Source organism: Streptomyces sp. NPDC002088, from assembly GCF_040296605.1.
Lineage (GTDB): Bacteria > Actinomycetota > Actinomycetes > Streptomycetales > Streptomycetaceae > Streptomyces.
This window is the reverse complement of sequence record NZ_JBEOXO010000011.1, coordinates 243,089-262,654: the sequence shown is the minus strand read 5'-3', so window position 1 is coordinate 262,654 and position 19,566 is coordinate 243,089. Positions and strand designations below refer to the sequence as shown.

The 19,566-nt window shown below is 69.7% G+C and carries 17 protein-coding genes and 5 tRNA genes; 12 read left to right on the top strand and 10 right to left on the bottom strand.

Translation table 11 applies throughout. The features are described from left to right. The first annotated feature begins 153 nt into the window (after positions 1 to 153). Entirely contained in the window at positions 154 to 348 is a 195-nt protein-coding gene (locus ABT114_RS24785) for an acyl-CoA carboxylase subunit epsilon (protein WP_351145030.1), read from the top strand. A gap of 117 nt (positions 349 to 465) precedes the next feature. On the opposite strand, the gene ABT114_RS24780 is transcribed toward ABT114_RS24785, so the two are convergent. From ABT114_RS24780 to ABT114_RS24745, 8 genes are all read right to left on the bottom strand, one after another. Next, the gene (locus ABT114_RS24780; RefSeq protein ID WP_071369867.1) at positions 466 to 1,047 is read right to left on the bottom strand and encodes a GTP-binding protein; all 582 of its coding nucleotides are present in this window, start codon (positions 1,045 to 1,047) and stop codon (positions 466 to 468) included. Continuing rightward, the gene (locus ABT114_RS24775) at positions 1,028 to 1,612 is read right to left on the bottom strand and encodes a DUF742 domain-containing protein (RefSeq protein WP_351145028.1); all 585 of its coding nucleotides are present in this window, start codon (positions 1,610 to 1,612) and stop codon (positions 1,028 to 1,030) included. The genes ABT114_RS24780 and ABT114_RS24775 overlap by 20 nt, the downstream gene beginning before the upstream one ends. Positions 1,613 to 1,709: 97 nt before the next feature. Continuing rightward, positions 1,710 to 2,123, bottom strand: coding sequence for a roadblock/LC7 domain-containing protein (locus tag ABT114_RS24770; RefSeq protein WP_005479603.1), 414 nt, complete (start codon positions 2,121 to 2,123; stop codon positions 1,710 to 1,712). Between the two features lie 10 nt (positions 2,124 to 2,133). Next, the gene (locus tag ABT114_RS24765; protein WP_351145027.1) at positions 2,134 to 5,382 is read right to left on the bottom strand and encodes a nitrate- and nitrite sensing domain-containing protein; all 3,249 of its coding nucleotides are present in this window, start codon (positions 5,380 to 5,382) and stop codon (positions 2,134 to 2,136) included. Between the two features lie 378 nt (positions 5,383 to 5,760). Continuing rightward, a complete protein-coding gene (locus ABT114_RS24760; RefSeq protein ID WP_132855910.1) occupies positions 5,761 to 6,336 on the bottom strand; it encodes a GTP-binding protein in 576 nt (191 codons plus the stop codon). After that, positions 6,317 to 6,712 (bottom strand): DUF742 domain-containing protein, encoded by a 396-nt coding sequence (locus tag ABT114_RS24755; protein ID WP_351145026.1) that lies wholly within the window; start codon positions 6,710 to 6,712, stop codon positions 6,317 to 6,319. Before ABT114_RS24755 ends, ABT114_RS24760 begins: the two co-directional genes overlap by 20 nt. A gap of 112 nt (positions 6,713 to 6,824) precedes the next feature. Continuing rightward, a complete protein-coding gene (locus tag ABT114_RS24750) occupies positions 6,825 to 7,238 on the bottom strand; it encodes a roadblock/LC7 domain-containing protein (protein ID WP_003993189.1) in 414 nt (137 codons plus the stop codon). Positions 7,239 to 7,247: 9 nt separating this feature from the next. Further along, on the bottom strand, positions 7,248 to 11,108 hold the full coding sequence (locus ABT114_RS24745) for a sensor histidine kinase (protein ID WP_351145025.1): 3,861 nt from the start codon (positions 11,106 to 11,108) through the stop codon (positions 7,248 to 7,250). A 602-nt stretch (positions 11,109 to 11,710) separates the two neighbouring features. Between ABT114_RS24745 and ABT114_RS24740 the strand changes: the two genes are divergently transcribed. The 9 genes from ABT114_RS24740 (at position 11,711) to ABT114_RS24700 (ending at position 15,835) form a co-directional block, all read left to right on the top strand. After that, complete coding sequence (locus ABT114_RS24740) at positions 11,711 to 11,899, top strand: hypothetical protein (protein ID WP_351145024.1); 189 nt, start codon at positions 11,711 to 11,713, stop codon at positions 11,897 to 11,899. Between the two features lie 193 nt (positions 11,900 to 12,092). Next, entirely contained in the window at positions 12,093 to 12,878 is a 786-nt protein-coding gene (locus ABT114_RS24735) for a fumarylacetoacetate hydrolase family protein (protein ID WP_351145023.1), read from the top strand. Next, the gene (gene gltX, locus ABT114_RS24730; RefSeq protein ID WP_351145022.1) at positions 12,862 to 14,346 is read left to right on the top strand and encodes a glutamate--tRNA ligase; all 1,485 of its coding nucleotides are present in this window, start codon (positions 12,862 to 12,864) and stop codon (positions 14,344 to 14,346) included. The genes ABT114_RS24735 and gltX overlap by 17 nt, the downstream gene beginning before the upstream one ends. Before the next feature lie 206 nt (positions 14,347 to 14,552). Then, positions 14,553 to 15,284, top strand: coding sequence for an HAD family hydrolase (locus tag ABT114_RS24725; RefSeq protein ID WP_351145021.1), 732 nt, complete (start codon positions 14,553 to 14,555; stop codon positions 15,282 to 15,284). 91 nt (positions 15,285 to 15,375) lie between these two features. Continuing rightward, positions 15,376 to 15,447 (top strand) — tRNA-Gln (locus ABT114_RS24720). Between the two features lie 21 nt (positions 15,448 to 15,468). After that, positions 15,469 to 15,541, top strand: a tRNA-Glu gene (locus ABT114_RS24715). A gap of 28 nt (positions 15,542 to 15,569) precedes the next feature. Continuing rightward, positions 15,570 to 15,642 (top strand) — tRNA-Glu (locus ABT114_RS24710). 20 nt (positions 15,643 to 15,662) lie between these two features. Continuing rightward, a tRNA-Gln gene (locus ABT114_RS24705) sits at positions 15,663 to 15,734 on the top strand. Between the two features lie 28 nt (positions 15,735 to 15,762). After that, positions 15,763 to 15,835, top strand: a tRNA-Glu gene (locus ABT114_RS24700). A gap of 56 nt (positions 15,836 to 15,891) precedes the next feature. On the opposite strand, the gene ABT114_RS24695 is transcribed toward ABT114_RS24700, so the two are convergent. Then, positions 15,892 to 16,536 carry a MerR family transcriptional regulator gene (locus ABT114_RS24695; RefSeq protein ID WP_351145020.1) on the bottom strand — a complete coding sequence of 215 codons (645 nt, stop codon included), beginning with the start codon at positions 16,534 to 16,536 and terminating at the stop codon, positions 15,892 to 15,894. A gap of 91 nt (positions 16,537 to 16,627) precedes the next feature. On the opposite strand from ABT114_RS24695, the gene ABT114_RS24690 reads away from it, so the two are divergent. Next, on the top strand, positions 16,628 to 17,152 hold the full coding sequence (locus ABT114_RS24690; RefSeq protein WP_351145019.1) for a DUF4188 domain-containing protein: 525 nt from the start codon (positions 16,628 to 16,630) through the stop codon (positions 17,150 to 17,152). A gap of 72 nt (positions 17,153 to 17,224) precedes the next feature. Here ABT114_RS24690 and ndgR read toward each other — a convergent pair whose 3' ends face one another. Further along, positions 17,225 to 17,941 carry an IclR family transcriptional regulator NdgR gene (ndgR, locus tag ABT114_RS24685; RefSeq protein ID WP_010984119.1) on the bottom strand — a complete coding sequence of 239 codons (717 nt, stop codon included), beginning with the start codon at positions 17,939 to 17,941 and terminating at the stop codon, positions 17,225 to 17,227. Between the two features lie 189 nt (positions 17,942 to 18,130). On the opposite strand from ndgR, the gene leuC reads away from it, so the two are divergent. After that, complete coding sequence (gene leuC / locus ABT114_RS24680) at positions 18,131 to 19,561, top strand: 3-isopropylmalate dehydratase large subunit (protein WP_351145018.1); 1,431 nt, start codon at positions 18,131 to 18,133, stop codon at positions 19,559 to 19,561. Positions 19,562 to 19,566: the final 5 nt, after the last annotated feature.

Genomic DNA, 19,566 nt, shown 5'->3' with positions numbered 1-19,566 from the left:
GCAGAGACGCGTGAGGTCCTCATCAGGTCCCTGGCGATGCTGCACACCAAGCACGCCGACCTGCCCTCCCGCAAGCACGGCAACCCCCCGCAGTAACCAGGCGGATCATCCGCGGTACCCCCGCGGAAACCTCTCTCACGGAGACTGACATCCATGAACTCCCCTGACATTCGCGTCGAGAAGGGCCACGCAGAGCCCGAGGAGGTCGCCGCCATCACGGCGATCCTGCTCGCTCGTGCCGCGGCCCGTGCGTCCACGGAGACCCCGGCGCACCGCGGCCGCGCTAAAGCCGGCTGGCGCCGGCTGGAGCGCGAGCCCGGCTTCCGCGCCCCGCACAGCTGGCACTGAGCCTGTACGAAGAAGGGCCCCTCTCTCGGAGAGGGGCCCTTCTTCTGTGTGTCCGGGCAAACAGGTGGGCGGCCCTCCCCGAGCCGGGGAGGGCCGCCCACCTGTGCGTACGTCGGCTCAGCGCAGGCGCGCCATGAGCGCGTGCTCCACGAGAGTGATCAACGCCGACTTGGCATCCGCGCGATGGCGGGCGTCCGTCGTGATGATCGGGGTGTCCGGGCCGATCTGCAGCGCCTCGCGGACCTCGTCCGGCTGGTACGGCTGGTTGCCGTCGAAGCCGTTGAGGGCGATGACGAAGGGCAGGCCGCTGTTCTCGAAGTAGTCGACCGCGGGGAAGCAGTCGGCGAGACGGCGGGTGTCCACCAGCACGATCGCGCCGATCGCGCCGCGCACCAGGTCGTCCCACATGAACCAGAAGCGGTCCTGGCCGGGCGTACCGAACAGGTACAGGATCAGGTCCTGGTCCAGGGTGATACGACCGAAGTCCATGGCGACCGTCGTGGTCGTCTTGTCCCCGGTGTGGGTGAGGTCGTCGATGCCTGCCGAAGCAGACGTCATGACGGCCTCGGTACGCAGCGGGTTGATCTCCGAGACGGCCCCGACGAACGTGGTCTTGCCCACGCCGAAGCCACCCGCCACCACGATCTTCGCCGAGGTGGTGGAGCGGGAAGGACCGCCGCTAGAGCTTGCGAAGTCCACTGAGCACCCTTTCGAGCAGTGTCACGTCTGGCTGGCCGCCGGCGTTCTCGTCGCCGCCGGGCTGATGGATGGCGACCAGTCCCGCCTCCGCCAAGTCGGCGACGAGGATCCTGGCCACGCCGAGGGGGATCGTGAGGAGGGCCGAGACCTCGGCCACCGACTTGATCTCTCGGCACAGGTTGCAGATCCGCTGATGCTCGGGCAACTGGCCCTGCATCTGGTGCGGAGATGCGGTGGTGTGCACCAGTGCCTCGATGGCGAGCTGGTACCGCGGCCTGGTGCGGCCGCCCGTCATGGCGTACGGACGCACCAGAGGGTTGTTCGACGCTCCGGCAGGCGCGGGTTCGGGGGTGCGGCGCTGCGGCTGCACGGGCTGGATGCGAGGCGCGTGCGGCTGGTCGTACGGCGACGGACCGGGGCCCTGAGGACCCTGGGGCGCGTACGGCTGCTGACGCCGCTGGCTGGGGGTGGAGGGGAAGTTGTACCGGTTCGGAGAACCGTCGCCCTGGCCCTGGGCAGGACCGTACGACCAATTGCCCGACGAACCGCCTGGGGGTGTTGCCACTTTCTCTCCTCCTCCGACTGCGCACTGGCACCCATCACTGTGGAGCCGCGTCCCGAAACCTTACGGCCCCGGGACGCCAATACGCACCGTCCATCTGTTAGTTGAGAAGGCTCCCTTGGAGCTCCGCACGAAGATCGGGGGTCAGGACCGTACCGGCACGGTCCACCAGAAGGGCCATCTCGTACCCAATGAGACCGATGTCCGCCTCCGGGTGGGCGAGGACGGCGAGCGACGAACCATCGGAAACGGACATGATGAAGAGGAATCCTCGCTCCATCTCCACAACCGTCTGGTTCACGCTGCCGCCCTCGAAGATGCGCGAGGCACCGGCGGTCAGCGAGGTCAGGCCCGACGCGACGGCCGCAAGCTGATCGGCACGGTCACGCGGGAAGCCTTCGGACATCGCCAGAAGGAGTCCGTCGGCAGAGACCACCACGGTGTGGGACACCCCCGGGGTGTTGTCCACGAAGTTGGTGATCAACCAGTTCAGGTTCTGCGCCGCCTGGCTCATCGGGCTCACACTAACGCTCCTGGTTGTAGGTGCTGTCAGGACCGAAGCCCTGGCCGTTCGTTTCACTGCCTGCGCTGCGTCCGCGCTCGACGCCTCGGCGCAGGTTGCTCAGCCTGCCCCGGACATCCTCCGGGGCGCGGGAGACCTGTGGGCCGCCCTGAGGGGTGGTCTCGGCGGCTCCCTCGACCAGGTTGGCCTTGGGTACCCGCCGCGGCAGGCCGGAGGAGGTGACCCCGCCCGCCTTGGGCTTCCGGAGCTGCGAGGCCTGCTGCCAGCGGTCGTCGTTCGCCGAACGCCAGTCGCTGCCGTTGCTGCCGTTGTTGCCGTTGCTCTCCGGAGTGGAAGCCGGGGCCTCCCGCTGCACGCGTCCCGCGCCGTTCGAACCGCTCGTGGCGGATCCGCGGCGGGGCAGCCCGGCGTCGGTCATCCGGTGGGCGGCGGAGGAGGCCGGTCCCGGCCGGTCGAAGCCTACGCGGTCCCGCTCACTCACGTCAGCGGCCTGCGAGGATTCCGCTTCCGGAGCGTACTGGTCCGGGTAGCCGTTCCGGTAACCGGTCTGCTGCGGCCAGTCGTCCTGGTAGGACTGCTCTCCGAAGCCCGAGAAGGTCTCCGGGGCAGCGGTGTTCGCCGTTTCGGGCTTCTCCTGGACCGGCTCCGCATAGGCGGGGTCCGGGTAGCCGCCGTTCGGCGAGAAACCGTTGTTCTGCGGCTGGCCGCCGTTCGGCCCGAAGTACTGGTCGTCGTACGACTGCTGCTGACCCTCGTACGCGGTCTGCTGATCGTACGCGGCGGGCTGCTCGGTGTAGCCGGTCGTGCTGTTGTCGTACGACGCCTGGCCGTTCTCGAAGGCGGTCTGCCGCGCGTCGAACTCCTCGCCGTACCCGGAGGCGTCGGGGCTCGGCCGGCCTTCCTGGGGCTGCGCCTGGGTCTCCAGGGCCGCCCGGCGCTCCTCGCGCATCAGGGAACGGCCGACGGGGTCCAGGTCCCGGATGTCGTCCGGAACCTCGGTGTAGCGGCTGTCGTCGAAACCGAGTTCGGCCGCCGTGCGCATCGGCTGCTGGTTGAAGTCCTCACCCGGGTACTGCAGCTGCTGCCGCTGCTCCGGGATGATCTGCGAGACCGTGAACTCGTCGCGGTCCAGCTGCTGCTCGCCGCCACCACCGTGGGTGATCGCGTCGGGCAGCATGACCAGCGAAGTCGTGCCGGCCTGCTCGCCCGAGGGGCGCAGCTGGACGCGGATGCCGTGCCGGTCGGACAGCCGGCCGACCACGAACAGGCCCATGCGCTGGGAGATCGCGGCGTCCACGGTCGGCGGGTTGGCCAGCTTGTGGTTGATGTCCGCGAAGTCCTCGGCGGTGAGGCCGATGCCCTTGTCGTGGATCTCGATCATGACTCGACCGTCGGGGAGACGGGTGGCCGTGACGCGAACCTTGGTCTGCGGGGAGGAGAACGTCGTGGCGTTCTCCAGGAGCTCGGCGAGCAGGTGCACGAGGTCGGTCACGGCGCGGCCGTGGATCTCGGCCTCCGGGACGCCGGAGAGCTCGATGCGCTCGTACTGCTCCACCTCGGAGGAGGCGGCGCGCAGCACGTCGACCAGCGGGACCGGCTGGTCCCAGCGGCGGCCGGGCTCCTCGCCGGCGAGGACCAGGAGGTTCTCGCCGTTGCGGCGCATACGGGTCGCGAGGTGGTCCAGACGGAAGAGGTTCTCCAGCTGGTCCGGGTCGGCCTCGTTGTTCTCCAGGTCGGTGATCAGGGTCAGCTGGCCCTCGATCAGCGACTGGTTGCGGCGCGACAGGTTGGTGAAGATCGCGTTGATGTTGCCCCGCAGCAGGGCCTGCTCGGCGGCGAGCCGGACGGCTTCGCGGTGGACCTGGTCGAAGGCCCGGGCGACTTCGCCGATCTCGTCCGTGGTGGTGATCGGGATCGGGGAGACGCGGGTGTCGACGCGGCCGGGGTCGGTTCGCGAGAGCTGGTCGACCAGCATCGGCAGGCGCTGCTCGGCGATACCGAAGGCGGCGTTGCGCAGCTGGCGCATCGAGCGGCTCATCTGGCGGGCCACCATGCCGGCCAGGATGAACGCGGCGAGCAGGGCGACCACGACCGCGGCACCGGTGATGAACGCGGAGGTCTTGGCGTCGTCGGCGATGGCGGACGCCTCGCTCACGGCCTTGTCGGCCATGTCCGACTCGATCTTGCGGTAGGCGTCGTACTTGAGGGTGTTGACCGCCCACCAGTTCTGCGCGGTGATGCCGTTCTGGGCGAGCAGGGCGCGCTCGGTGGTGTCCGTCGTCTGCATCGTCGACAGGGCCGCGACCATGTCGGTCGGGTCCGACGGCGGCGGGACGTAATCCGAGTTCTGGGCCTTGGCCTGCTGGGCCATCGCCGCACCGTCGGTCTTGATCTTCTTCGTGGCCGCGTCGAGCTTGGCCGCGTCGGCCTCGGTACCACCGCCGGTGTACTCCTCGACGGCGATGCCCTCGAGGTAGGCGTAGGAGGAGAGCGCGACGCGCTGCTTGGCGAAGTTCTCGGCCTTCGGGCCGGGCTTGATCAGCAGGTGCATGCCGATCGAGCGCTCCAGCGACAGGGCGGCCTTGGTCAGCGAGATCGCGTAGACGGTACGGCCGTAGCTGGTGATGTTTCCGGTGCCCAGACCGAGCTCGTTGGCGAACTCCATCAGCGGGTGGGCGACCAAGGTGTAGCCCTCCTCCGTCTGCACGGCGGGGAGCTTGCTGGTGTACGCGGCCGCGCGGATCGTCTGGAGCTTGGGCTCCTCCTCGCGGAACAGCTTCAGCCGGCGCTGCAGACCGGCCGTGTCCGGCATGCTCTGCGCGGCCTGGTCGAAGGCGTCGGCGGCCTCGTCCGTCGTCTTGCGGACGGCGGTGACGGTCTTGTCGTCCTGGCCCTTGCCCTCGAGCAGGGGCTCGGCCGAGGAGTCACGCTCGTTGTAGAGGGCGTCGGCGTAGGCGAGGGACGCCCGGACCAGACGCGCGGTGTTCTCCGCGTCCTGCGCCTCCTGCCAGGTGTCGATCGAGCTCTTCACCTGGAAGCCGCCCATGACGAGGCCGACCAGCACGGGTATGAGCAGGATCGCGTTCAGCCGGGTAGGCACCCGCCAGTTGCGCGGAGAGAAACGGCCGCCGCTCTTGGGGGGCGTCGCCGTCGGATCCGGGCCTGATACGGGGGCGGGCGCCGCTCCGCGCGGCGGCGGGGTGAAGTTGCCCCGCGCCGCCGGCTCGGGACTGCTCTTGCTTCGCCTCACTCGACCAACAACCTCTCGGCGGTCGGCACCTTCGTCGTGCCGCAGTGAATCAGAGCCCGGTTCGCCATCGACTAGTGAGTACGTCATTGACCATTGGGCAGTTCAGGCATTCCAGCACGTGGACCTGCGCTCTTCCAAACAGTCGGAAGCGGGGGTTCCGAGTCATGTAAGCCCCAGATAAAACGGTCATAAAGAGCGAGCCCCGTCAAAAGACGGGGCTTTCGTGCGCGCAGTGAGACCAGTTGACCGCGACGCGTGGCGATACCACTGGATTCCTCTGCCGAAACGTTATGAACACCGGAGCCGACCGTGTCAAAGGCCACAGCCGGCTCCGGCGGCGTCTACGACAACTTCCGTAGGACACTTCCGACTTGAGAGCTACCTCAGCCGAGCCATCAGAGCGTGCTCCACCAGCGTGATCAGTGCACTCTTGGCATCCGCGCGATGGCGGGCGTCCGTCGTGATGATCGGGGTGTCCGGGCCGATCTGCAGCGCCTCGCGGACCTCCTCCGGCTGGTACGGCTGCTGACCGTCGAAGCCGTTGAGGGCGACGACGAACGGCAGGCCGCTGTTCTCGAAGTAGTCCACGGCCGGGAAGCAGTCCGCCAGCCGCCGGGTGTCCACCAGGACCACCGCGCCGATCGCGCCGCGCACCAGGTCGTCCCACATGAACCAGAACCGGTCCTGGCCCGGCGTACCGAACAGGTACAGGATCAGGTCCTGGTCGAGCGTGATGCGGCCGAAGTCCATGGCCACCGTGGTGGTGGTCTTGTCCCCGGTGTGGGTGAGGTCGTCGATGCCCGCGCTCGCGGACGTCATCACGGCCTCGGTGCGCAGCGGGTTGATCTCGGAGACGGCGCCCACGAACGTGGTCTTGCCGACGCCGAAGCCGCCCGCCACCACGATCTTCGCGGAGGTGGTCGCCCGGCCTCCGTCAGAGCTTGCGAAGTCCACTGAGCACCCTTTCGAGCAGTGTCACGTCCGGTGCGCCGGTGGACTCGTCGCCGCCCGGCTGGTGAATGGCGACCAGACCGGCCTCCGCGAGGTCCGCGACGAGGATCCGTGCCACGCCCAGCGGCATGGCCAGGAGCGCCGAGACCTCGGCGACCGACTTCACCTCACGGCACAGGTGGCAGATGCGCTGGTGCTCCGGGAGCAGCCCCATGAGCGCTGCCGGGTCGGCCGTCGTGCTGATCAGCGCTTCGATGGCGAGCTGGTAGCGCGGCCGGGTCCGGCCGCCGGTCATCGCGTACGGACGGACCAGCGGCTGGTCGCCCTCATCGCCGTACGGCTCCGCGTACGGATCATGAGAGGCGGTGGGCGGGGTCATGAATCCTCCGGGCGGGACAGCAGGTTGGTCAGTCGTGCCGTCGGACGGGGGCCGGTGGGGGGATTGTGGCGGCCGGACGGTGATTTGGTGAGACGGGTGGATCCGGGGCCGATCAGTGGAGCAGACTTCCCTGGAGTTCGGCGCGCAGGTCGGGCGTGAGCACCGCGCCCGCGCGGTCGACCAGGAGTGCCATCTCGTAGCCGACGAGGCCGATGTCGCACTCGGGGTGTGCGAGGACGGCCAGGGACGAGCCGTCCGAGACGGACATGAGGAAGAGGAACCCGCGTTCCATCTCCACGACCGTCTGCGCCACACTGCCGCCCTCGAAGATCCGGGAGGCCCCGGCAGTCAACGAGGTCAGCCCGGACGCGACGGCCGCGAGCTGGTCGGCGCGGTCCCGCGGGAAGCCTTCGGACATCGCCAGCAGGAGGCCGTCGGCGGAGACCACCACTGTGTGGGACACCCCGGGGGTGTTGTCCACGAAGTTGGTGATCAACCAGTTCAGGTTCTGTGCCGCCTGGCTCATCGGACTCAACTAACGCTCCTGCTGGTGAGTGGGGCTCGGGAAGTTGCCGGTCTGACCGTTGCCGGCCTGGCGACCCTGCGCGATACCCCGACGGAGATTGGTCAGCCGGCCGCGTACGTCGTCAGGCGCACGCGAGACCTGCGGACCGGTTTGGTGCTGTTGCTGCTGAGCCGTGCCCGGGACGAGGTTCGCCCGGGGCACCCGGCGCGGCAGACCGGAGGTGGTGATACCGCCCGCGGCAGGCTGCCGCACGCGCTCCGCCTGGCGGACGAGCTCGTCGTTCGGCGAGGTGCGCCAGGATGCGGGCGCCGGACGCTGCGGAGCCGACGCCTGCCGCGAAGCCGGAGCCTGCTGCTGGGGAGCCGGAGCCGGAGCCGAGCCGTTGGGCTGCTGCTGGCCCTGCTGGCCCTGCTGGCCCTGCTGGCCCTGCTGGCCGTGGAACCAGTTGGTCTCCAGCGTGTCGTACAGCGGGGTACGACCGTCACCGGGGCCCGCGGCCGGCGGCAGCGCCTCCGGCTCGGGGCGGGCGGGCCGCTGCGGCGGGGCGGGCGGCCGTGGAGCGCCATAGTCGGGGCCGCCGGCCTGCGGCCGCTCGAACTGGCCGGTGTTCTGCGGAGCCATGGGCGCAGGCCGGCCCGGCAGGGCGTGCTGGCCCGTGGAGCTGTTGTCGTACGCCTGCGGAGCGGCGAACTGGCCCGTGGAGCTGTTGTCGTAGGCCTGCGGAGCGGCGAACTGGCCCGTGGAGCCGTTGTCGTACGCCTGCGGAGCCGCGAACTGGCCGGTGGCGGACGGGCTGTTCGGGCCGGCCGGTGACTGTCCGGCCGACGAGCCGAAGACGTCCGGGCGGACGAAGGAGCCCGTGTTCTGCTGGCCGGTCGGGTGCTGCGGGCCGTTCGGGCTCTGCTGTCCGTTCGTGCCGGGGCGGGCGAACTGGCCGGTGTTCTGGCCGGTGTTCGCGCCGGGTCGCGGGGCGTCGAAGTCCGGTCGGGCGAACTCGGAGGTGCTGCCCGGTCCCTGGCGGTCGTCGATCCGCGGCATGGGGGCCGTCCGGGAGACGTCCGGCTCCTCGTGTCCGCGCGGGGTGTCCAGCGAGGCACGGGGCACCGGCGGCTGAGCGTTCTCGTCGCTCCAGCTCGGCGTGCGCTGCTGCGGATCGCTGCCCGGCAGCTCGGCGCGCGGTCCACCGCGCCCCGGCAGCTGCGGTCGACGTCCGCGACGGCCCTGCTGCTCGGCGTCACCGTTTCCGCGCTGCGGCGGTACGGGACCACGGTTGTTGCCGCCGCCGAAGGCGTCCTGGCGCTGACCGTCCCCGAAGCCCTGCGGCACACCCGTGCCCGCGGCCTGCAGGTCCTGCGGGGCACCCGGCGCCTGGCCGAAGGCACCGGCACCGGCACCGGCCGGAGCCGGCCTGCCCTGGGGCTGCTGGGGTGAGCCCGGACCACCCGGACCACCCGGACCCTGCGGTCCGCGCGCTCCGCCCGGCGCGCCGGGACGGCCGCCCGCACCCGCACCGGGAAGGGCGGGCCGCGGACCCGGTCCGGCACCGAGACGGCCACCGCCGCCGGCCTGAGGACCGGCGCCGAGGGCACCAGCGGGCGCACCGCCCGCCGCACCGGCGCCGAGGGCACCGCCCTGGCGTCGGGCCGCGGCCACGCCGGCGGCTGCCTGCGCGGCGGCCGGACCGCTGTTCGCGCCGGCCCCCTGACCGGGCTTGGGCTGGGGCTTCTTACCGCCCTGGGCGACATCGACCGGCAGCATGACCAGCGCGGTCGTACCACCGGAGTCGGACGGGCGCAGCTGGATGCGGATGCCGTGGCGCTGCGACAGGCGACCGACCACGAACAGACCCATGCGGCGGGAGACGGAGACGTCCACGGTGGGCGGCGAGGCGAGCCGCTCGTTGATCGCGGCGAGGTCCTCGGGGGAGAGGCCGATGCCGGTGTCGTGGATCTCGATCAGGACGCGGCCGTCGGGCAGCGCGTGACCGGTGACCTTGACCTTGGTCTGCGGGGAGGAGAACGAGGTCGCGTTCTCGAGCAGCTCGGCGAGCAGGTGCACGAGGTCGTTGACGACCCGGCCGGCCACTTCGGTGGTCGGCACGGAGGCCAGCTCGATGCGCTCGTACTGCTCCACCTCGGACGCGGCGGCGCGGAGCACGTCGACCAGCGGGACCGGGCGGGTCCAGCGGCGGCCGGGCTCCTCACCCGCGAGGACGAGGAGGTTCTCACCGTTACGGCGCATACGGGTCGCGAGGTGGTCCAGCTTGAACAGCGAGGACAGCTGGTCCGGGTCGGCCTCGCGGGACTCCAGTTCGGAGATCAGCGACAGCTGGCGCTGGATCAGACCCTGGGAACGGCGCGAGAGGTTGGTGAACATCGCGTTGACGTTGCCCCGCAGCAGGGCCTGCTCGGCGGCGAGGCGGACCGCCTCGCGGTGCACGTCGTCGAAGGCCGCGGCCACTCGGCCGATCTCGTCCCGGGAGTGCACACCGACCGACTCCACGGACGTGTCGACGTCCTGCGGGTCGGACTCGGACAGCTGCTTGACCAGCTCGGGCAGCCGGTCCTGGGCGACCTTGGTCGCGGTCTCCTGGAGGCGGCGCAGCGAGCGGATCATGGACCGGGCCACGACGAACGCGCCGACCAGCGACACGCCGAGGACGAGCAGGATCAGCGCACCGGAGATGATCGCGTCGCGCTCGGTGGCGCTGCGCAGCTCGCGGGCCTTCTGCTCCATGTCCTCGAGCAGCGTGTGCTCGATCTGCTGCATGCCCTTGATCTTGGTCCCGCTGTCGTCGAGCCAGTCCCGGTAGGAGCGCTTGTCCAGCGACTCCAGACCCTTCTGCTTGCTGAACGCACGATCGGCGTAGGTGTCGGTCGCCTCGATCGTCGAGTTGCCCTCTGTGATGGGCTTGAGGAGTTCCTCGGCGCCCGCGTCGCCGTAGATGCTCCGGAAGCTGCTCAGCTCGGATCCCTGGCTCTGCAGGGCCGCCTGGGCGTACAGCCGGTCGTTCTCGGAGAGTTCGCCGAAGCTGGTGTTGCTCGCCGGCAGGGCCGCGCCGAGGATCGCGCGCTGTTCGGACGCGTACTCCTTGGCGGAGGAGAAGGCCGCCAGGGCGCGCGTGCGCGAGATCATCTCCGGGTTGCTGGTCGCCGCCGCCATGTCCTGGGAGAGGCCGAGCAGGTCGGAGATGAGGCGGTGGTAGGCCTCGACGGTCTGCATGGCGTTGCCGTCGGCCTCGTACGCGGCGGCGCGGATCTTGCTGAGGGTGTTCAGGTCCCTCTGCAGACCGACCAGGCTGTCGCGGACGCCCTCGAGGTTGCCGTCCGTGCTGGCGTCGTCGATCTTGTCGGAGGCGTCAAGGTAGTTGTTCATGGCCCGGTCCGTCTTGTCCCGGTAGCCCTTGACCGTGTAGTCGGTCGCCTTCGCGTTGTGCGCCAGCGGACCGGCCGACTGGTCGCGCTCCTCCTGGAGCGCGGACGCCAGCTCGGTGGCCTGCTTGGTCATCTCCGTCAGCAGCTTCATGTTGTCGAGCTGCTGGATGTCGTCCATGGACTGGTTGATGCGCACCGCGCCCAGCGTGGTGGCCGCGACCACCGGCAGCGCGAGCAGCGACACCAGACGGGTCGAGATGCGCCAGTTGCGCAGTGCCACGCGCGAGCCGGGACCCATGGGGCCCTTCGGCGGCTTCACCGCAGGCGCCGGGTTCGGCGACGCGGACGCGCCGGGGCGCCCGGAGCGCTCACCGCCGTCGCCGGACGGGGCCGAGCCCGGGTTCTGGGCGTGCTGGGGCGAGGAACCGCGGTCGGTCCCGCCGTGCGGCTCCGGCTCCGCCGAAGCACTGCCATCCCTCTTGAAACGTCCCTGCACTAGCGTCGCAACCTCTGGACCAGGCGCCCCTCCGCGTGAACGGAAGGACACGGTGTCGGCGTCATAGGAGCGCCCTGAATACGCCCCCGTGGTGGTCGTGAGTAACCGGCGCCGGCTCCCCCTTCCAAGCCGCCACTCGGCGCTGCGTAGCGCCCCCTGCGCCGGCTCGATCCTGCGGCGGTCCGTGGAATTCCAGCACAGTGCCGGATCTCCAACAAGGCCCGTGGGTCAGGCCGTGACCTCCGTGACAGCATGTGAGGGAAGGGTTACGGGGGGTGGAATGTGTTCCGCCTTATAACGGACAAACGGTCGCGAGTTGTCCGGCCGGAGAAGGTGTCCCAGTCGCCATGATCAGGAGCGGAATGATGGCTTCAGGGGGCCAATGTCCGTTTCGTTGGGGTGGGTTGCGGGCCTGAATTGACCGGTTTGAGCGTCGGTTCGTGAGCAAACTCACATGCAGATCATGGGCTCTTCACGTCTTCGACGGGAATCTGCATGTTTAGCCTGACGCTTTACAAAGGGCACCGCTCTGACAACCCGCGCCCGTGCCGGGGACCTTGAGGCCCTCCCGAGCGCCCGAAACGACAAGGTCTCGTACAACCGTGAAGACGACGATGATGTTCCGCACGATAGCCAACCCGCGGCGCACGACGCTGGCGCACCTCGACGACGCCGACGAACTGCAGACCCCGGACCAGCCGGAGCACTCCGTCGACCTCCCCGCACAGACCGCCAACCCCCGGCGCACCATCCTGATGGAGGTCCCCGCCGCGGCCTCCGCCGCCGAGTAGCAAGCGCACCGGCCGCCGAACACTCAGGACGGCCCGTACGCATGCCAAGGGCGCCCACGACTCGGTGGGCGCCCTTCGTCATGGGTGTCGCCGTCCGTGGCGCACCGGCCGTAATGCGCGAGGCCCGGGCCCCCTGCCGCGTTAGCCTGGAGCGTCAGACTCCAGCCAGCTCAGTCAAGGGGCCAAGCATCCCGTGCGCATCGCCAGGTTCTCCATCGACGGGAACGTCGCCTTCGGCGCGGTCGAGGGCGACAAGCAGGACGAACTCGTCCTGGACATCATCAAGGGCATCCCGTTCACGGACTTCGAGCTCTCCGGTACGAAGGTGCCGCTGAGCAAGGTCAGGCTGCTGCCGCCCGTGCTCCCCAACAAGGTCGTGGCCTTCGGCCGCAACTACGCGGAGCACGCGAAGGAGCTGGGCAACGAGGTGCCGGACGCCCCGTTCGCCTTCTTCAAGCCGTCCACCTCGGTGATCGGCCCGGGCGACGAGATCCAGTACCCGTCCTTCTCCCAGGAAGTGCACCACGAGGCCGAGCTGGCCGTGGTGATCGGCCGTATGTGCCGCGAGGTCCCGCGCGAGCGCGTCAAGGACGTGATCTTCGGCTACACCTGCGCCAACGACGTCACCGCTCGCGACGTTCAGAAGCGCGAGAAGCAGTGGGCACGGGCCAAGGGCTTCGACACGTCCTGCCCGCTCGGCCCCTGGGTGGAGACCGGCCTGGACCTCGCCGCCGCGTCCGACCTGACCGTCCAGCTCACGGTCAACGGCCAGCAGCGCCAGCTCGGCCGCACCAGCGAGATGATCCACTCGATCGAGGATCTGATCGTCAACATCACCGAGGCCATGACGCTGCTCCCCGGCGACGTGATCCTCACGGGCACCCCGGCAGGGGTCGGCCCCCTGGTCGTCGGCGACGAGGTCGCCGTCACCATCGAAGGCATCGGCACTCTCACCAACAAGGTTGTCAAGCGTGGCTAGCGCACCCGTCCGCGTACGTTTCTGCCCGTCGCCCACCGGTAACCCCCATGTGGGCCTGGTCCGCACCGCCCTGTTCAACTGGGCGTTCGCCCGGCACCACCAGGGCACCCTGGTCTTCCGTATCGAGGACACCGACGCGGCCCGCGACTCCGAGGAGTCGTACAACCAGCTGCTCGACTCGATGCGCTGGCTGGGCTTCGACTGGGACGAGGGCCCCGAGGTCGGCGGCCCGCACGCGCCGTACCGCCAGTCGCAGCGCATGGACCTCTACAAGGACGTGGCCGAGAAGCTTCTCACCGCCGGTCACGCCTACCGCTGCTACTGCTCCCAGGAGGAGCTGGACACCCGCCGCGAGGCCGCCCGCGCCGCCGGCAAGCCGTCCGGCTACGACGGACACTGCCGCGACCTGACCGCCGAGCAGGTCGAGGAGTACAAGGCCCAGGGCCGCACCCCGATCGTCCGCTTCCGGATGCCCGACGAGACGATCACCTTCAACGACCTGGTCCGCGGCGAGCTGACGTTCACGCCGGAGAACGTCCCCGACTACGGCATCGTCCGCGCCAACGGCGCGCCCCTGTACACGCTGGTCAACCCGGTCGACGACGCCCTGATGGAGATCACCCACGTCCTGCGTGGCGAGGATCTGCTCTCCTCCACCCCGCGGCAGATCGCCCTGTACAAGGCGCTGATCGAGCTGGGCATCGCCAAGCAGATCCCGGAGTTCGGCCACCTGCCGTACGTGATGGGCGAGGGCAACAAGAAGCTCTCCAAGCGCGACCCGCAGGCATCGCTCAACCTCTACCGCGAGCGCGGCTTCCTCCCGGAGGGCCTGCTCAACTACCTCTCCCTGCTCGGCTGGTCGCTCTCGGCCGACCAGGACATCTTCGGCGTCGACGAGATGATCGCGGCCTTCGACATCAAGGACGTGAACCCCAACCCGGCCCGCTTCGACCTCAAGAAGTGCGAGGCGATCAACGCCGACCACATCCGCCTGCTGGATGTGAAGGACTTCACGGAGCGTTGTCGCCCCTGGCTGCAGGCCCCGTTCGCCCCCTGGGCGCCGGAGAACTTCGACGAGGCCAAGTGGCAGGCCGTCGCGCCGCACGCGCAGACCCGCCTGAAGGTCCTCTCCGAGATCACGGACAACGTCGACTTCCTGTTCCTGCCGGAGCCGGTCTTCGACGAGGCGAGCTGGACGAAGGCCATGAAGGAGGGCTCGGACGCCCTGCTCCGCACGGCCCGCGAGAAGCTCGAGTCCGCCGACTGGACCTCCGCCGAGTCCCTGAAGGAGGCCGTCCTGGCCGCCGGCGAGGCGCACGGCCTCAAGCTCGGCAAGGCGCAGGCCCCGGTCCGCGTCGCCGTCACCGGCCGCACGGTCGGCCTCCCGCTCTTCGAGTCCCTGGAGATCCTGGGCAAGGAGAAGACGCTGGCCCGCATCGACGCGGCACTGGCGAAGCTGACCGCGTAACCCACGCGCGCGTGAGGGGCGGCACCCGGTGGACCCGGGTGCCGCCCCTTCGTCGTATCGCAGGACGGGCCCGTAGGCGCCGGGCTACCGTCGGATCATGAGCATCCGAGCCGTGGTCCGGGACGTCGACGACACCCTCTTCGATGCTGCGTCCAACGGGGGCTAACCCCCGTACCCCCAGCCGTTCGGGCGGTACCGTCGGTGGCATGGCGATCACAGCTGTCGTTTGGGACGTCGACGACACCCTCTTCGATTACACGACCGCGGACCGCGAGGGGATGCGCGCGCATCTGGCCGCCGAGGGGCTGCTCGCGGAATACGGGAATCCGGAGCAGGCCCTCGCGCACTGGAGGGAGATCACCGACCGGCAGTGGGCGCGGTTCGCGGCGGGGGAGACCTCCTTCGAGGGACAGCGGCGGGACCGCGTACGGGTCTTCCTGGAGGTGGATCTGAGCGACGCCGAGGCCGACGCCTGGTTCGAGCGCTACCTGGGGCACTACGAGACCGCCTGGGCCCTCTTCCCGGACGTCCTGCCGGCCCTCGACGCCCTCGCGGCCAGCCACCGACACGCCGTGCTCTCCAACTCCAGCCTCACCGTGCAGGACCGCAAGCTGCGCGTGCTCGGCGTGCGCGACCGCTTCGAGGCCGTCCTGTGCGCCGCGGAGCTCGGCGTCTCCAAGCCCGAGGCCCAGGCCTTCCACGCGGCCTGCGATGCCCTGGAACTCGCCCCGCACCAGGTCGCGTACGTCGGCGACCATCCAGAGATCGACGGCCGGGGTGCGGCTGACGCCGGCCTGCTGTCGGTCTGGATCGACCGTGACGGCCTGTACGCGACCGTCGACGCACCGGCGGGACCGCACCGGATCGACTCCCTCGCCGAACTCCCCGCGATCCTTGGCACGGATAGTCGTTTTGGAGCCCCGTCCACCTTCAGGTAATGTTCTTCCTGCGCCGCCGGAGAGCGGGCCGAAAGGCCGAAACCCGGGGGAGCAAACTAGAACAAGATCCCCTCAGGGGCTTGCGTTCCAGTGGCCTATGGTGTAATTGGCAGCACGACTGATTCTGGTTCAGTTAGTCTTGGTTCGAGTCCAGGTAGGCCAGCTCGCAGAGCTCATCTGCAAAGCCCCCGTTGTGTAGCGGCCTAGCACGCTGCCCTCTCAAGGCAGTAGCGCCGGTTCGAATCCGGTCGGGGGTACTGATCCTGATCCGTTGGGATCGCTAGGGCCCCCGTTGTGTAGCGGCCTAGCACGCCGCCCTCTCAAGGCGGTAGCGCCGGTTCGAATCCGGTCGGGGGTACAAACTGGTCTAAACCACATTGGTCTATGGTGTAATTGGCAGCACGACTGATTCTGGTTCAGTTAGTCTTGGTTCGAGTCCAGGTAGACCAGCTCGGATCTGCGGAAACGTTAGATCCTCGCCCCCGTTGTGTAGCGGCCTAGCACGCCGCCCTCTCAAGGCGGTAGCGCCGGTTCGAATCCGGTCGGGGGTACGAGTCCGATGGGCCTCCACTTCGGTGGGGGCCCATCGGCGTATCCGGGCCCGGCCCTACTCGAAGCCGTACCGCCGCGCCGACTCCTCCTCCTGCGCCAGCCGGTGCAGAGCTCGCAGGACGGGCTCGAAGAGGATCGCCGCCGCGACCGCCGTCTCCACCTTCTCCGCCTCGGATGGTTGGGTCTCCACGAAGTCCAGGTCGCGCACGGCCGCCTGGTGCATCAACTGGGCGTAGGGAAGCATCAGTTCGGCGTCCCAGGCGTAGCCGAGCCGTCGCAGTGTGGCCACCGCCACCACCAGTGAACGGTGCGCGGGGGAGATGGTGCTCAGGGCCTGGGTGTTGGACCAGCCGAGCCGCTCCATCACCTGCTCCACCTCGCGGCGGGCCGCCCGTACCTCCTCGTCGTCATCGTCCGGTTCGGGCGCCTGTGGCAGCGCCCACAGCGCCGCGCCCAGCCGGATCGTGCGCCCCAGGGAGTCGTCGTCGATGTGCTTGAGCACCTCCCGGGCGGTCGCCACCGGCACCCGGCCCACCTGGATCAGCGCCCGCACCAGCCGCAGCCGGCGCAGATGGCCCTCGTCGTACTCGGCCGTGGTCGCGTTGATCTGCCGGCCCGGCGCCAACAGGCCTTCGCGCAGGTAGTACTTGATCGTCGCGGCGGATACACCGCTGCGCTTGCTCAGCTCGGCCAGCCGCATCTCTTGCGCCCCTCATCGGATACCGGCGCTATCCAAGCACGCGGTGTTTGGATAGCGCCGCTCGCCAACCAGACGGCAAGGGGGAAGCGTCATGTTCGGTAAGTCCGTCACCGCAGGCCGTACGACCGTCGCAGCAGAGGGGGACGTGGTCGTTCTTCTGATCGGCATGCGCATCAACCACTTCTGGGCCGTGCACCACTGGTTCCCGGTGTTCGTGGGGATGCCGCGCATGCTGCGCGAGCTGCGGAAGGCCCCCGAGCGCGGACTCCTCAGCCATGTGCTGCTGACGGCCTCCCCGCGGACGTACTACGTCGTCCAGTACTGGGAGTCCAAGGAGAAGCTCTACGCGTACGCGTCGTCCCCCGACATGTTCCACCACCGGGCTTGGGCGATCATGAACCGCAAGGAGAAGGCAGAGAAGGCTCGGCAGCACGTGGGGCTCTGGCACGAGACCTACGTCGTGCCCGAGGGGTCGTACGAGTCGATCTACGGGGACACGCCGGCGTTCGGGCTCGCGGCCGCGCGCGGTCAGCTGCCGCTGGAGAAGCGGGGGCGGCGGGCGAAGGACCGGTTCGCTTACCGGTCGGGGAAGGTGACGGCGTCCGAGGACGCCTGAGTCGCCTGAGACGGGGGACGGGCCTGCCGCGGCGTTGAGGCCGGCCCGTTCCCGAAGGCGTGTCGCCGGCGGTCAGCCGGTGCGGCGCAGGGCCTCGGAGAGGCGGCCGGCCGCGTCGATGACCGCCTGGGCGTGCATGCGGCCCGGGTGGCGCGTCAGGCGCTCGATGGGGCCGGAGACGGACACGGCGGCCACCACACGGTTGGACGGGCCGCGTACGGGGGCGGAGACGGACGCGACGCCCGGCTCTCGCTCGCCGATGGACTGGGCCCAGCCCCGGCGCCGTACGCCCGAGAGTGCCGTGGCCGTGAAGCGGGCGCCCTGGAGGCCGCGGTGCAGGCGCTCCGGCTCCTCCCAGGCCATCAGGATCTGCGCCGAGGAGCCCGCCTTCATCGTGAGCGTCGAACCGACCGGGACCGTGTCCCGAAGGCCGGACAGGCGCTCCGCCGCGGCGACGCAGATGCGCATGTCACCCTGGCGGCGATAGAGCTGCGCGCTCTCGCCCGTGACGTCACGGAGGTGGGTGAGCACCGGGCCCGCCGTGGCGAGGAGGCGGTCCTCGCCGGCGGCCGCGGCCAGCTCGGCCAGACGCGGTCCGAGAATGAACCGTCCTTGCATGTCACGTGCCACCATGCGGTGGTGTTCCAGGGCCACGGCCAGTCGGTGGGCCGTGGGTCGTGCCAGTCCGGTGGCCGCTACCAACCCTGCGAGGGTGGCCGGACCGGACTCCAGAGCGCTCAGGACAAGGGCTGCCTTGTCCAGAACGCCGACGCCGCTACTGTTGTCCATGCAACGATACTCGCGTCTCACTCTGTGAAACGCAAGTTCAATTTTCCCTGAGACGCGCAACCCTTGGATGCATGACGGCCCGCGGACCAACGGGCCTGGTGGAGGGCGCCCGGACACAGGGGCGTCGGTGCTACCACCTCAAGATCTCTAGTTGGGCCGGTGCACAGTTGACCGGCCGGAGGGAAAGCGATGGGTAGGACACTCGCGGAGAAGGTCTGGGACGACCACGTCGTCCGGCGCGCCGAGGGCGAGCCCGACCTCCTCTTCATCGATCTGCACCTGCTGCACGAGGTGACCAGTCCGCAGGCCTTCGACGGCCTCCGTCAGGCGGGTCGTCCGGTGCGGCGGCTCGACCTCACCATCGCGACCGAGGATCACAACACCCCGACCCTCGACATCGACAAGCCCATCGCGGACCCGGTCTCCCGGGCCCAGCTGGAGACACTGCGCAAGAACTGCGCCGAGTTCGGTGTGCGCCTGCACCCGCTGGGCGACGTCGAGCAGGGCGTCGTGCATGTCGTCGGCCCGCAGCTGGGTCTGACCCAGCCCGGTACCACGGTCGTCTGCGGCGACTCCCACACCTCCACGCACGGCGCCTTCGGCGCGCTGGCGTTCGGCATCGGCACCTCCCAGGTGGAGCATGTGCTGGCCACCCAGACGCTGCCGCTGGCCCGCCCGAAGACCATGGCCATCACCGTCGACGGCGAGCTGCCCGACGGCGTGACGGCCAAGGACCTGATCCTGGCGATCATCGCCAAGATCGGTACGGGTGGCGGTCAGGGCTACATCCTGGAATACCGTGGCGCGGCCATCGAGAAGCTCTCGATGGAGGCCCGGATGACCATCTGCAACATGTCGATCGAGGCCGGCGCCCGCGCGGGCATGATCGCCCCCGACGAGACGACCTTCGACTACATCAAGGGCCGCGCCCACGCCCCCGAGGGCGAGGACTGGGACGCCGCCGTCGCGTACTGGAAGACCCTGAAGACGGACGAGGACGCGGAATTCGACGCGGAGGTCGTCATCGACGCCGCCTCGCTCGCGCCGTTCGTCACCTGGGGCACCAACCCCGGCCAGGGTGCGCCGCTTTCGTCGGCCGTCCCCGACCCGGCTTCGTACGAAGACGCTTCGGAGCGCCTGGCTGCCGAAAAGGCCCTGGAATACATGGGGTTGGAGGCCGGTCAGCCGCTGCGCTCCATCAAGGTGGACACCGTCTTCGTAGGGTCCTGCACCAACGGCCGCATCGAGGACCTGCGCGCTGCCGCCGCGATCGTCGAGGGCCGCAAAGTCGCCGACGGCGTACGGATGCTGATTGTCCCCGGTTCCGCGCGGGTCGGTCTCCAGGCCGTCTCCGAGGGCCTGGACGTCGTCTTCAAGGAGGCCGGCGCCGAGTGGCGGCACGCGGGCTGCTCGATGTGTCTGGGCATGAACCCCGACCAGCTGGCCCCGGGTGAGCGCTCCGCGTCCACCTCCAACCGCAACTTCGAGGGCCGGCAGGGCAAGGGTGGCCGTACGCACCTGGTGTCGCCGCAGGTCGCGGCCGCGACGGCGGTCCTGGGCCACCTGGCGTCCCCCGCCGACCTGTCCGACGCCGACACCCGTACGCCCGCTGGAGTCTGAGAGTC